This window comes from Methylobacterium sp. CM6247, assembly GCF_054817925.1.
Genome location: NZ_JBTXKX010000003.1, coordinates 408,081 through 421,421 on the forward strand (window position 1 = coordinate 408,081; position 13,341 = coordinate 421,421).

Annotated in this window: 12 protein-coding genes; 10 read left to right on the plus strand and 2 right to left on the minus strand. The window is 69.5% G+C overall.

The window, feature by feature from the left end; translation table 11 throughout:
* The first annotated feature begins 2 nt into the window (after positions 1-2).
* The 5 genes from cobN to cobJ are packed head-to-tail and all read left to right on the plus strand — an operon-like array spanning position 3 to position 6,994.
* Positions 3-3,497 carry a cobaltochelatase subunit CobN gene (cobN, locus tag ACYQOP_RS02775; protein WP_461221051.1) on the plus strand — a complete coding sequence of 1,165 codons (3,495 nt, stop codon included), beginning with the start codon at positions 3-5 and terminating at the stop codon, positions 3,495-3,497.
* Positions 3,494-4,822: a hypothetical protein gene (locus ACYQOP_RS02780; RefSeq protein ID WP_461221052.1), complete on the plus strand. Its 1,329-nt coding sequence runs from the start codon at positions 3,494-3,496 to the stop codon at positions 4,820-4,822. The genes cobN and ACYQOP_RS02780 overlap by 4 nt, the downstream gene beginning before the upstream one ends.
* Positions 4,819-5,451 (plus strand): precorrin-8X methylmutase, encoded by a 633-nt coding sequence (locus ACYQOP_RS02785; protein ID WP_461221054.1) that lies wholly within the window; start codon positions 4,819-4,821, stop codon positions 5,449-5,451. The genes ACYQOP_RS02780 and ACYQOP_RS02785 overlap by 4 nt, the downstream gene beginning before the upstream one ends.
* Entirely contained in the window at positions 5,451-6,242 is a 792-nt protein-coding gene (locus ACYQOP_RS02790) for a precorrin-2 C(20)-methyltransferase (protein WP_461221055.1), read from the plus strand. The genes ACYQOP_RS02785 and ACYQOP_RS02790 overlap by 1 nt, the downstream gene beginning before the upstream one ends.
* A complete protein-coding gene (cobJ, locus tag ACYQOP_RS02795; protein WP_461221056.1) occupies positions 6,239-6,994 on the plus strand; it encodes a precorrin-3B C(17)-methyltransferase in 756 nt (251 codons plus the stop codon). The genes ACYQOP_RS02790 and cobJ overlap by 4 nt, the downstream gene beginning before the upstream one ends.
* Before the next feature lie 170 nt (positions 6,995-7,164).
* On the opposite strand, the gene ACYQOP_RS02800 is transcribed toward cobJ, so the two are convergent.
* Entirely contained in the window at positions 7,165-7,902 is a 738-nt protein-coding gene (locus ACYQOP_RS02800; RefSeq protein ID WP_461221058.1) for a cobalt-precorrin-6A reductase, read from the minus strand.
* A 32-nt stretch (positions 7,903-7,934) separates the two neighbouring features.
* On the opposite strand from ACYQOP_RS02800, the gene cbiE reads away from it, so the two are divergent.
* The 4 genes from cbiE (at position 7,935) to ACYQOP_RS02820 (ending at position 11,775) form a co-directional block, all read left to right on the plus strand.
* Complete coding sequence (cbiE, locus tag ACYQOP_RS02805) at positions 7,935-9,164, plus strand: precorrin-6y C5,15-methyltransferase (decarboxylating) subunit CbiE (RefSeq protein WP_461221059.1); 1,230 nt, start codon at positions 7,935-7,937, stop codon at positions 9,162-9,164.
* 63 nt (positions 9,165-9,227) lie between these two features.
* On the plus strand, positions 9,228-9,671 hold the full coding sequence (locus tag ACYQOP_RS02810; protein ID WP_461221060.1) for a cobalamin biosynthesis protein: 444 nt from the start codon (positions 9,228-9,230) through the stop codon (positions 9,669-9,671).
* Positions 9,668-10,450, plus strand: coding sequence for a precorrin-4 C(11)-methyltransferase (gene cobM, locus ACYQOP_RS02815; protein WP_461221061.1), 783 nt, complete (start codon positions 9,668-9,670; stop codon positions 10,448-10,450). Before ACYQOP_RS02810 ends, cobM begins: the two co-directional genes overlap by 4 nt.
* On the plus strand, positions 10,447-11,775 hold the full coding sequence (locus ACYQOP_RS02820) for a cobyrinate a,c-diamide synthase (protein ID WP_461221062.1): 1,329 nt from the start codon (positions 10,447-10,449) through the stop codon (positions 11,773-11,775). The genes cobM and ACYQOP_RS02820 overlap by 4 nt, the downstream gene beginning before the upstream one ends.
* An 11-nt stretch (positions 11,776-11,786) precedes the next feature.
* On the opposite strand, the gene ACYQOP_RS02825 is transcribed toward ACYQOP_RS02820, so the two are convergent.
* On the minus strand, positions 11,787-12,185 hold the full coding sequence (locus tag ACYQOP_RS02825; protein ID WP_056431861.1) for a helix-turn-helix domain-containing protein: 399 nt from the start codon (positions 12,183-12,185) through the stop codon (positions 11,787-11,789).
* Between the two features lie 460 nt (positions 12,186-12,645).
* Between ACYQOP_RS02825 and ACYQOP_RS02830 the strand changes: the two genes are divergently transcribed.
* The gene (locus tag ACYQOP_RS02830; protein ID WP_056431858.1) at positions 12,646-13,005 is read left to right on the plus strand and encodes an antibiotic biosynthesis monooxygenase family protein; all 360 of its coding nucleotides are present in this window, start codon (positions 12,646-12,648) and stop codon (positions 13,003-13,005) included.
* Positions 13,006-13,341 lie beyond the last annotated feature (336 nt).

A 13,341-nucleotide genomic window follows, 5' to 3' on the forward strand; every position in this document is an offset into this window, starting at 1 on the left:
CCATGCATCTGATCCGAATCGACACGGTCTCCCTCGACGAGGGCGAAGCCGCCATCGATCTGGGCCAGGCGCCCGGCGACATCGTGTTCCTGTCCTTCACGGATTCGGATCTCTCCGGCATGGCCGGCGCGCATGCGGCCGAGCGGGAGGCGGCGGCACGGGACTCGTCGGCGGTCGACGTCCCGACGCTCCGCCTCGCCAAGCTGGCGCGGCTGCGCCATCCGATGTCCGTCGATCTCTACGTGGACGGCGTGATCGCGCGGTCGAAATTCGTGGTCATCCGCTGCCTCGGTGGCCTCGATTACTGGCGCTACGGCATCGAGCGCGCCGCCGCCGCCGCCCACGCGAACGGCGTGAAGCTCGCCGTCATTCCGGGCTGCGACAAGCCCGATCCCCGCCTCACCGCCTTCTCGACGGTGGCTCCCGAACTGGTGGAGACACTCGAGGGCTATTGCCGCGCGGGCGGGTCCGACAACCTGCGCCGGATGATCCGGCGCCTCTCCCGCGAGATCGGGAACGCGGTCGAAGCGCTGCCGCCGGTCGCCCTGCCGCGCGGCTTCGCCTGGTGTCCGGGTTGCGGACCGGTCGCACACGAGACCGCCCTCGCCGCAGCTGGGCAGAACCGCCCCCTCGCGCTGATCCTGGTCTATCGCTCGGCCGTGCTCGGCGGCGACACCCGGCCCGTGGCCGAACTCATCAGCGCGTTGGGTGAGCGCGGCATCGGAGCCGCCACCGTTGCGGTCGCAAGCCTCAAGGACGCGCTCGCCCTCGATGCCGTGCGGGAGGCTCTGGCCGCGCGCAGCCCGGACATCGTCATCGCGGCGACGGCCTTCTCCGCGCGGGAGGATGCCGGATTCGTCCTCGATGGCGCCGACGCGCCCATTCTGCAGGCCTACACGATCGGGGCCTCAGGGGAGGCCTGGGAGGCCTCGGGACGGGGGATGAACGCCGCCGACCTCGCCATGCAGGTGGCGCTTCCCGAATTCGACGGACGGCTCTCCGGTTTCCCGATTTCGTTCAAGGAGGACGGGCCGGAACTCGATGGGTTCAGCGAGCGCCGCGCCGTGTCCTTCCCGGCTGGAATCGCGGCCTTGGCCGACCGCGCCTCCGCCTGGGTGGCGCTGAAGCATCGGCCGCGTGCAGCGCGTCGCCTCGCCCTGGTCCTGTCCGACTACCCTGCCAGAGGCGGCCGGGCCGGCTTCGCCGTGGGGCTCGACACGCCAGCGAGCGCAGGAATCATCGCGGAAACGCTGCGGCGTGTCGGCTATTCGGTGGGCGACCTGCCGGAGCCGGACGCTCTGATGCGCGCGCTCACGAAGGAGGCTCCGACCTTCGCGGTGCCGCTCGCGGCCTATCGCGACTGGCTCTCCACACTATCGCCGGACGAGCGCGGCACGCTCGATCGACGGTGGGGCAAGCCGGAAGCCGACCCGGTCTGCACCGACGGGGCGTTCCGCTTTCCGATGGTGCTCGAGAGTTCTCCGTCCAACCCTCGACCTCATCCTGAGGCGCCGCGTCAGCGGTCTCGAAGGAGACCTCTAGTCTCCGTAAAGGGTCCTGGAGGCCTCCTTCGAGGCCAGCGCTATGCGCTGGCACCTCAGGATGAGGCCGGCGGTGGGGACGACCAAGAACGAAGCGCCGGTCTCGCCGTCTTCCTTCAGCCCGATCGTGGCCGGTCGGCGGATCGCAAGGCGGGCTATCACGACCCCGACGAGCCGCCGACCCATGCCTATCTCGCCTTCCATCTCGGATTGCGGGAGGGGTTCGATGCCCTGATCCATCTCGGCACCCACGGCACCACCGAATGGTTGCCGGGCAAGGCGGTGGCCTTGTCGCCGGCCTGCTGGCCGGCGCGGGCGATCGGGCATCTGCCCGTGATCTACCCCTTCATCGTCGACGATCCCGGCGAGGCGGCCCCCGTGAAACGCCGGCTCGGCGGCATCGCCCTTGGCCACCTCACGCCCCAGACCGAATGCGCCGGCCTGACCCCGGAGGCCGCACGGCTGCGTGAACTCGTGGAGGAATATTCCTCGGCCAGCGTGCTCGATCCGCGACGGGCAGACATCATCGCCCGCGCGATCCTCGACGATGCGGCCGATGCCGGCCTTCTCTCGGGCGCCGGGATCGACGCCGACACTCCCATGGCCGACGCGCTCACCGCCCTCGACGCGCATCTGTGCGACCTCGGTGAGGTCACTACCCGCGACGGGCTCCACGTGTTCGGATCGGCACCGGACGACGCGCCGGACCCTGTGAAAGCCTGCGCGGCCGCCGAGCGCGAGGGACTGCTGGCGGCCCTCGACGGACGCTTCGTTCCCCCAGGCCCCGCCGGTTCGCCCTCTCGCGGGCGGACCGACGTGATGCCCACGGGGCGCAACCTCACCACGCTGGATCCGCGCAGCCTGCCGACGCGGGCCGCCACGCTGCTCGGCTCGAAAGCCGCCGATGCGGTGGTCCGGCGCTACCTGCAGGACGAGGGCGACTACCCGGCCCGCATCGTCATGGATCTCTGGGCCTCTCCGACCCTTCGCACCGGCGGCGAGGACGTGGCGCATGCTCTCGCGCTCATGGGCGTGCGCCCGACCTGGGACCATGCCTCGACCCGCGTCACCGGATTCGAGGTGATGCCGCTCGCCCTCCTCGACCGGCCGCGCATCGACGTGACCCTGCGTGTCTCGGGCGCGTTCCGCGACACCTTTCCCGAGACCCTCTCCCTCCTCGCCCGCGCGGCATCTGCCGTCGCCGAGCGCGACGAGGAGGACGACGAGAACCCCCTTGCCGCCGCGCGCCGCCGGGGCGAGGCCTCCGCCCGTGTCTACGGCGCAGCACCCGGCCGCTACGGCGCCGGTGCCGGCGAACTCGCCCTCGACGGACAATGGCAGAGCCGCGACGATCTCGGCCAAGCCTATCTCGACGCCACCTCGCATGCCTATGGCGGGACCGAGGACATGGCCGATGCGGGCTTCGCCACCCGCGTCGCGCAGGCGGACGCCTATGTCCACGCCTTCGATGTCGCCGAACGGGACCTCCTCGACGGCGACGCCGCGGCCGATGCCATGGGAGGGTTCTCCGCCGCCGCCGCGCTCGGCGGGCGCGCTCCGGCACTCTACAGCCTCGACGTTGCCGACCCGGAAAAGCCCAAGGCGCGCACCGCCCGCGAGGATGCGGCGCGCCTCATCCGTGCCAAGCTCGCGAACCCGCGCTGGATCGCGGCGCAGCTGCGCCACGGCTATCGCGGCGCCCAGGAACTGGCACAGGGGATCGACGCGGTGTTCGTCCTCGCCGCCGCCACGGACGCCATCTCCGACTCCGATCTCGACCGGCTCTACGGGGCGATGATCGCCGATCTCGATACTTTCAATGCCCTGCGCGCGGCCAATCCCGATGCCGCCCGCGCCATCCTCGAACGGTTCGACGAAGCGCGCCGGCGCGGCCTCTGGACCACCCGCCGCAACGCCATGGCCGCCGACGAGCTGATGCCGGAGGCGGCCGAATGAGCGCGCCGCGCCGCGTCTCTCCGGAGCCTGCACGCCGGGGCTGGTGCCCGAGCCTCGCCCGGCCGATGCCGACGGGGGACGGGCTGCTTGCCCGCGTGCATCCACCACTGGGCATCCTCACGCCGGCGCAGGCGCGGGCGGTGGCGGAAGGTGCGCGCCGCTTCGGCAACGGCCATATCGACGTGACGGCGCGGGCTAATTTGCAGATCCGGGGCGTCACCGAGGCAACCCGCTGCGGCCTCGCGGAGGCCCTCGGCGTGGCCGCGCTCGACGATGTGCGTAGCGACGGTGGGCCACAGCGGCTCACCCTGACCGCGCCGCTCGCCGGCCTCGAAGCGACGGCCATCGACATTCCGACCCTGGCCGGGGCGATCGAGGCAATCGGGTTGGCGATCCCGGGCCTGCCGCCTAAGGCGCTGGTCGCCGTCGAGGCGGCGGAGTGCGGCGCCAGCCTCGGCGGGGCCCAGCCGGATTGCCATCTCGTCGCCACGGCGGAGGGCTTGGTGTTGCAACTCGCAGGCGACGCGGCTTGGTGGCATGTCCCGGCCGACGGCGTGCATTCTGTCCTCGACGCCGCCTTGCGCCGGCTCGCCGGGAGCGGTCAGCGCCGGATGCGGGATCTATCCTCTTTGGACAGGAGCGGCCTGGCGCTCGGCCTCGGCCTGCGCTCCGCAACGCCTCCTCCCGGCGCATCGCTGCCGCGTCCTGGCCTACTTGCCCTGAACTCACATCTTGCCATCGCTCGCGGGCAGCACGAATCGCCCCCGAGCGAAGCTTCGCCCGTCGGCATCCTCCTCGACGCGCCCTTCGGCCGCTGCACGGCGGACGCCCTGGATTCCCTCGCCGATGCAACCGAAATTCTCGGGACGGAGCCCCTGCGGCTCTCGCCGACGAGGGGGTTTCTGCTCGTTGCCCCCAACGCGGCGGCGGCGGAGGCGGTGCGACCCATCCTCGCGCCGGCAGGCTTCTTGACGGAGCCGGGCGATCCGAGACGGGCGATTGCCGCCTGTCCGGGAGCGCCGGCCTGCGCTTCCGGCTCGACGACGACGCTCATCGACGCGGCACGGCTGGCCGACGCCTTCGAGGCCTTCTCGACGCGAGGCCTGTCGGCTCATGTCTCCGGCTGCGCCAAGGGCTGCGCCCATCCTGCCGCCACCTCGCTCACCCTGGTCGGGCGCGATGGCCTCTACGGCATCGTCCTCGACGGCCGGCCCGATGCATTGCCGGCGACCCTCCTCACTTTCGACGCGGCGCTGGAGCGCGTAAGGAGGGCCGATCCGGCCTATCCCGGCACCCTCGCCCACGCTTTCAGGACACCGACATGAGTTCGCGCCTCGACTATCTGCGCGACGGACAGGCGATCTACGCCCGCTCCTTCGCCATGATCCGCGCCGAGGCCGACCTCGCCCGCTTCTCCGGCACCGCCGAACGCGTCGTCGTGCGGATGATCCATGCCTGCGGCATGACCGACCTGCCCAAAGACGTGGAAGCCTCCGAGGATTTCGCCGCCAGCGGCGAGGCCGCGCTGAAGGCCGGAGCACCGATCCTGTGCGATGTGCGCATGGTGGCCGACGGTGTCACCCGCTCGCGCCTTCCCGCCGACAACCGGGTGATCTGCACCCTGACCGACCCGCGCGTGCCCGGCCTCGCCGCCGAGATGAACACGACCCGCACGGCCGCCGCCATGGAACTGTGGCGCGAGTATCTTCCCGGCAGCATCGTCGCCGTCGGCAACGCGCCGACCGCCCTGTTCCGGCTGCTCGAACTGCTCGATGAAGGCGTCGCCCCACCGGCGGCGGTCATCGGTATCCCCGTCGGCTTCGTGGGTGCCGCCGAATCGAAGGAGGCCCTTGCCCGCGACGGTCGGGTGCCCTTCATCGTCGTTCATGGAAGGCGCGGCGGCAGCGCCATGACCGCCTCCGCGATCAACGCCCTCGCCAACGAGATCGAGTGATGGATTCGAGCGAGCGGCTTCCCCCCGCCGAGCCGGCGGACGTCACCGAGATCCCGCGACAGATCACCACCGGCACGCTCTACGGCGTCGGGATGGGGCCGGGCGACCCGGATTATCTCACCGTCCGCGCCATGAAGCTCCTGGCCGAGGCGCCGGTCCTGGTGCATTTCTGCAAGAAGGGCCGGCGCGGGAATTCCCGCACCATCGCCGATGCTGTGATGCGGGACCCGGCCCGCGAGATGCCGCTGGTCTATCCCTACACCACTGAGCTTCCCCCCGAACATGGCGAGTACGTCTCCGCCCTCGCGTCCTTCTACGACGATGCGGCGACGCGGATCGCCGACCATCTCGGGGCCGGGCGCGACGTCGCGATCCTGTCGGAGGGCGACCCGTTCTTCTACGGCTCGTTCATGCATCTGTGGCGGCGCCTGAAGGACCGTTTCCCGGTGGAAGTCGTACCCGGCGTCACCGGCATGTCCGGCTGCTGGACGAGGGCCGGAACCCCGATCACCTGGGGCGACGACGTGCTGACCATTCTGCCCGCGACGCTGGGCCATGACGCCCTGGTGGAGCGCCTGCGCATCACCGACGCCGCCGTCATCATGAAGCTCGGCCGCCACCTGCCGAAGGTGCGCCGTGCTTTGGCCGAGACCGGCCTCCTCGACCGCGCGGTCTATGTGGAACGCGGCACCATGGCCGGCGAGAAAGTGATCGCGCTGGCCGAGAAGCCGGACGACGACGCCCCCTACTTCTCGATGGTCCTGGTCCCCGGCGAGGGGCGCCGCCCGTGACCGGCTCCGTCACGGTCGTCGGCCTCGGGCCGGGCGATCCGCGTCTCCTCACCCAGGCGGCGAGCGAGGCCCTGGCGCAGGCGCAGGACCTCATCGGCTATATCCCCTACGTCGCCCGCGTGCCCGATCGTCCGGGGCTGACGAAACACGCCACCGATAACCGCGTCGAGATCGACCGGGCCGGCCATGCGCTCCGGCTCGCCGCTTCCGGCCGCCGGGTCGCGGTGGTGTCCGGCGGCGATCCGGGGGTCTTCGCCATGGCGGCGGCGATCTTCGAAGCGGTGGAGACCGGCGACCCGGCCTGGCGTCACCTCGCCATCACCGTCGAGCCCGGTATCACGGCGATGCTGGCAGCCGCCGCCCGCCTCGGCGCGCCCCTCGGCGGCGATTTCTGCGCGATGTCGCTGTCCGACAACCTCAAGCCCTGGGAGGTCATCACCGCGCGGCTCGAGGCGGTGCTGCGGGCTGATTTCGTGATCTCCCTCTACAACCCGATCTCGTCGGCCCGACCCTGGCAGCTCGGGGCCGCGCTCGGTCTGGCGGCCGAGCACCGCGCACCGGAGACGCCGGTCATCTTCGCCCGCGCGGTCTCCCGCCCGGACGAGGCGATCCGGATCCTCACCCTGGCGCAGGCGCGGGAGACGAAGGCGGATATGGCGACGATGGTCATCATCGGCGCTTCCGGCACCCGGCTGATCCCGCGCGGTGACGCGACGCCCTTCGTCTACACCCCGCGCAGCGTGCCGGCGTGAGGGCGGGACGTCGGCCACACGGAGACCCTCCCCCCTTTGCGGGGGAGGGTGCCTGCGAAGCAGGCGGGAGAGGGTGCGACCTCTCCGGAAATGGATTTCCCCTCATCCGACCCGCTACGCGGGCCACCTTCCCCCGCGGAGGGGGGAAGGAGATGCGCGCCAAAGGTCGCTCAGGCTTCCAGGCGCTCCCGCAGCCACGCCAACGCGCCCTCGGCATCCGGGACGCTGTCGACATCCGGCTTATCGGGCGGGCGTACGATCACCACTGGCACGTCGAGCGCGCGAGCGGCGGCGATCTTGCCGTAGGTGGCGGGACCGCCGGAATTCTTGGTGACCAAGACCTCGATTTGCCGCTCCGCGAGGAAGGCCGCTTCGGCCGCCTCGTCGAACGGACCGCGCGCGGCGATCTCGGTGAGGCGCGGCACGGGCAGAGCATCGCCGATCGGTTCAATGGCGCGGACCACGTAATCGTGCTGCGGAGCAGTCGCGAAGGCGCCGACTTCGAGACGGCCGATCGTCAGGAACACCCGCCGGGGCATCTCGCCGATGGCGAGCGCGGCCTCCGCCATGGTCTCGACCTCGGTCCAGCGATCCCCATGAATACGCTCCCAGGCCGGGCGGCGGATGGCGAGGAGCGCCACACCGGTCCGCTCGCAGGCGAGCGCCGCGTTGCGGCCGATCCGCGCCGCGAACGGATGCGTGGCGTCGATTACCGCCTCTATCCGGTTCTCGGCGATCCACGCGGCCAGGCCCTCGGGTCCGCCGAAACCGCCGATGCGGGTGGGGACCGGTTCGCGCTTCGGCGCGCTGGTACGGCCGGCGAGAGACAGGATCGCGTTGATCGCCGGATCGAGTCCCTTCACCAGGGCGCTCGCCTCGGTGGTGCCGCCGAGGATCAGAACTCGCATCGTCGCCCTCTCCCTATCCGGCAACCTTGTCCATGAGCGCCGCCCCCGTGTCGAGCACCGCCCCCTGGCTCACCATCGTTGGGATCGGCGAGGACGGGCGCGCGGGCCTGAGCCCCGCCGCCACAGCCGCCCTCGACGGGGCGGAGGTGGTCTATGGCGGAGCCCGCCATTTCGCCCTCGGGGCACCGTTGAGGGCCGAGACGCGGGTCTGGCCGCGCCCGATCTCCGACGCTTATCCCGGTCTCCTCGCCAGACGCGGACGCCCGACCTGCATTCTCGCTACCGGCGACCCGTTCCATTACGGCATCGGCGCAGAGATCGCGCGGCTGCTGCCGGCGGCCGAGATGTGCGTGTTCCCCCACCCCTCGGCCTTCAGTCTCGCGGCGGCGTGCCTCGGCTGGCCGCTCGCAGAGAGTACCTGCCTCACCCTGCACGGGCGGGCGCTGGAGCGGATCGTACCCCACCTCCAGCCCGGCGCCCGCCTCCTCACCCTGACCTGGGACGAGACGACGCCGGAGGCAGTCGCAGATCTGCTGACGGAGCGCGGCTTCGGTGGCTCGCGCCTCGTCGTCCTCGAAGCCATGGGCGGCCCGCGCGAGCGCAGGCTGGAAGCGCAGGCCAACGCCTTCACCCTCACCGGGATCGATCCGCTCAACACCCTGGCGGTGGAGGTCGTGGCCGATGCCGATGCGCGCGTCGTCAGCCTGAGCCCCGGCCTCGACGATACCTGGTTCGAGAATGACGGCCAGCTCACCAAGGCCGATATTCGCGCCGTGACCCTCGCCGCCCTGCGCCCCCGCGCCGGCCAGCGCCTCTGGGACATCGGCGCCGGAGCCGGCTCCATCTCCATCGAGTGGATGCTGCGCGGTTCCAGCCTGCGCTCGCTGGCCATCGAGGCGAACCCGGCCCGTGCGGCGCGGATCGCCCGCAACGCCGCCCGCCTCGGTGTACCGGATCTGCGCGTCGTCGAGGGCGAGGCGCCCGCCGCCCTGGAAAGCCTCGAGCGGCCGGACGCGATCTTCATCGGCGGCGGGGTCGCGCGTCCTGGCGTGCTCGACCGCGCCCTCGACGCCCTCGGGCCTGGGGGCCGTCTGGTCGCCAACGTCGTCACCCTCGAGGGCGAGGCGGTTCTGCTCGGCGCCTTCGCCCGTCTCGGCGGGCAGCTGAAGCGACTGTCGGTGGCCCATGCCGATCCGGTCGGCCATCTCCACGGCTGGCGCGCGGCAATGCCGGTGACGCAATGGGTGTGGACGAAGCGGTGACGGGCGGCTTGGCGGTGCCTGACGCGCTTCCCCTCCCCCTTGTGGGGAGGAGGGGCCCGCGACTTGTCTGACGATGATACGGCCCTTCGAGATACGTGGGCAACCCGTCTCATCGTAGCCGGCATCGGCTTCCGGCACGGGGCCATGCCCGACGAGATCGTCGCCCTGATCCAGCGCGCGCTTGCCGAAAGCGGCCATGAGCCGGACCGGCTCGGCGTGATCGCCACCGCTGAAGACCGCGCGAATGAACCGTCGATCGTCGAGGCCGCCGCTGTGTTCGGCCTCGTACCCGTCGGAAGGTCACCCGCCGAGATGATCGCCGTCGATGCGCGTGTACCGACTCGCTCGGGCCGGATCGAGGCGAGCCGGCAAGTCGGATCGGTGGCGGAAGCCGCCGCTCTGGCCGTGGCCGGCGAGGGCGGAACCCTCATTCTGCCGCGCATCGCTTCACCAGCGGTGACATGTGCCCTTGCGCTTCCCGCGTATTTCGCCACTCAGGCGGAATGACCGTACATTTCATCGGCGCCGGCCCCGGTGCGGCCGACCTCATCACGATCCGCGGGCGCGATCTCATCGCGCGCTGCCCCGTCTGCCTCTATGCCGGTTCGCTGGTGGCGCCGGAGATCCTGTCCTGGTGCCCGTCCGACGCCCGCATCGTCGACACCGCCCCCCTCGACCTCGACGCGATCGTGGCCGAGATCACCGCCGCGCACGAAGCCGGGCAAGATGTGGCGCGGCTGCATTCGGGCGACCTCTCGATCTGGAGCGCGCTGGCCGAACAGACCCGCCGCCTCGACCGCCTCGGCATTCCCTACACGGTGACCCCGGGCGTGCCCTCCTTCGCCGCCGCCGCCGCCCTGCTCCGGCGCGAACTCACCGTGCCGGGCCTAGCCCAGTCGGTGGTCCTCACCCGGACCTCCGGCCGCGCCAGCGCCATGCCTGAGCGCGAAACGCTCCAAGCCTTCGCCGCCACCGGCGCGACCCTGGCCCTGCACCTCTCCATCCACGTGATCGAGACCGTGGTGACCGAGCTCGTGCCGTTCTACGGGGCGGATTGCGCCGCCGCCGTGGTGTTCCGGGCCACTTGGCCGGACGAACGCGTCATCTCAGGTACCCTCACCACCATCGCGGAGGATGCTCGCGCCGCCGGTCTCGATCGGACGGCGCTGATCCTCGTCGGCCCGGCCCTCGCGGCCAGCGAGTTCCGCGAGAGCGCGCTCTACTCCACCGATTACGACCGGCGATTCCGTCCCACGGGGCAGCCGGCTCCCGGAGTCGAGTCATGACGAAGACGGACCGATCGCATCCGCCCGGCCTTCTCGTTGCCGCCCCACGGTCGAGCTCGGGCAAGACCACCGTGACGCTGGCATTGATGCGGGCGCTCGCCCGGCGCGGTCTCGCCGTGCGCGGCGCCAAATGCGGGCCGGACTATATCGACCCGGCCTTTCACCAGGCCGCCACGGGCTATCCCAGCGTCAATCTCGACAGCTTCGCCATGCCGGATGCCATGCTCGATTCGGTGGCGGCGATGGCGGGCCATGGCGCCGATATCGTCATCGCCGAAGGCTCCATGGGCCTGTTCGACGGCATCGTCGCCAGCGAAGGGCGAACCGGCGCCAATGCCGACATCGCAGCCCGCTATGGCTGGCCGGTGTTGCTAGTCGTGGACGTCTCGGGGGCCGCCCAATCGGCCGCCGCCGTGGCACTCGGCTGCGCCCGCTACGATCCCCGCATCCGCATCGCCGGCGTCGTGCTGAACAAGGTCGCCAGCGCCCGCCATCGGCGTCTGGTCGAGGCCGGTCTCGCGCGGGTCGGCATCCCGGTCCTCGGAGTGCTCATGCGCGACGCGACCCTCTCCCTGCCCGAGCGTCATCTCGGTCTGGTCCAGGCTCGCGAGACGGGCGACCTCGCCGCGCGGCTGGACCGCCTCGCCGATCTGGCGGAGGCCGGTCTCGACCTCGACGCCATCTTCGCGGCCGCGTCGGGACGCCTGCCGGACGTGTCGGATGCCGCCTTGCCCCCTCCTCCGGGACAGCGCATCGCCATCGCATCGGATGAGGCCTTCTCGTTTCTCTATCCGCATATGGAGGCGGGCTGGCGCGCCGCCGGCGCCGAACTGGTCGCCTTCTCACCCCTTTCCAACGAGGCGCCCCCGGAGGGCTGTGACGCCTGTTGGCTACCGGGCGGATATCCTGAGCTTCATGCCGGGAAACTGGCAGCGGCGGGCCGGTTCCTGATCGGCCTCCGGAGCTTTGCCGAACACAATCCCGTTCATGGCGAGTGCGGCGGCTACATGGTCCTTGGACGCAGCCTGGAAGACGCGGCCGGCGTCACGCATGCGATGGCGGATCTGCTTCCGGTCGCGACCTCCTACAAGGTGCGGCGACTGCATCTGGGCTACCGCGTGGCGACGCTCGTCGGCGACGGCGCCCTCGGAAGAGCGGGTTCACGCCTCGTCGGCCACGAGTTTCACTATGCGAGCGAGCTCACACCTCCACCGGGCGAAGACATCGCCTTAGCGGCGGTGACCGACGCGGAAGGCGTTTCGCAAGGGATGGCCGGCCACCGATGCGGTCACGTGTCCGGAAGTTTCTTCCATCTCATTGGATGATGGAAAAACGTTCAAACAGCGACGGGGAGCTCTGAACGTTTTCCCATCTTTGCTGCGGTCCGGACGAGTGCCAGAACATCACGCCGAAGCTGGTCGTCCTCAATGGACGCGTAGGCTTGAAGAAGCTCGATCGCCCCATGAGCGCTCAGGAAGCCGAACACTTCGGATTGCGTTCCGCCCGCATCGTCTTCCTCGAAGAACGCCGAGACCGGAACCTCCAAAAGGCGGGAAATCTCGCGGAGACGCCCGGCACCGACCCGGTTCTGCCCCTTTTCGTACTTCTGGACCTGTTGGAACGTTACGCCAACGGCGGTTCCGAGCGCGGTCTGGCTCAGGCCGCGGGCCTTACGCAAGGCGGTGATTCGCAACCCAACTAGGCGGTCGACGTCGGTGGTTTGCTTGGGCATCATCACTCGTTTCAGTGCTCAATACGGTCTTGGCCGGCTGTTTCGATCCCCAACCAAGTCGCCATCTGCCACGCGACTCATTCGGAAGGGTTAAGGGTCACACGAATGTGAGTCTATCATCTTCACGGTCCGCCCCGGGAGGGCCGGCAATGTCCTGGAACATCCAAAGAACACCATCGGTACGATAGGATCAAGCATGCGCGAAAACAGCTTGACCACAAATGAGGCAAGGATGGCAAGAGTGACCACAAATTTGCCCATGCAAACGACGGTCGCCCAGTGAAGCCCCGACGCAAATGAAATGAAGCCGCTCTTCTAACTCATGATGCCAATGACGCAAAAAGCACTATTTAGATGAAAATTAATCGTTTTCATATTATTTTTTAATCCGCCTCTTAAGGCCTAGGATAGCACCCCAGGCGGCCGGTCGACCCTCGGACTGGCCTGACGAAGAAGGTCCTCAATGTTCATCGCTATGAATCGATTCAAGGTCGTCCCCGACGCAACGGAAGAGTTCGAACAGGTCTGGCTCGGTCGTGATAGCCAACTTGGCGAAATGGAAGGCTTCGTAGAGTTCCAGCTGCTTCGCGGCCCAGCCTATGAAGACCATGTCCTTTATGCATCCCATACCGTTTGGGCCTCCAAATCGGCTTTTGAAGCCTGGACCCGGTCAGAGCAGTTTCGAAAGGCGCATAGCCGGGCACCCTCGACGAAACCTCTCTATCTCGGCCATCCCCAATTCGAGGGCTTCGAGCCCATCCAGACCTTGGCCAAGACGGAGGACGGATCCTCGTCCCGGACACATCCCGAAACCGTCGCCTGATCGCCCTCCCTCGCTGCTGCATCCTCCGGCTCACGCGGTCTGAAGTATATGGTGCACCAGCACACGACGGGTAGGTCCGCCAGACCTTGCATGCACCTCCTTCGCTTGGCCAAGGTAAAGCTGCACCGCGCGGCAGGCGCTGCAATCGCCTGCCGGCCCATCTGTATCGGCGGCAATCCGCTTGCGGGGCTGCGCGAGTTGGTCCTGCCGTCGACAAAGCGGTCTTCCGGCTTCGCAGGATGAGTTTTTTACTTGGAAGCCGCCGTTCAGGTCGATGAGACCACCCAAATGCCGAGTCGGCGCGAGGGAGATATCGAGGCCGAGCGAGCCTCGGGC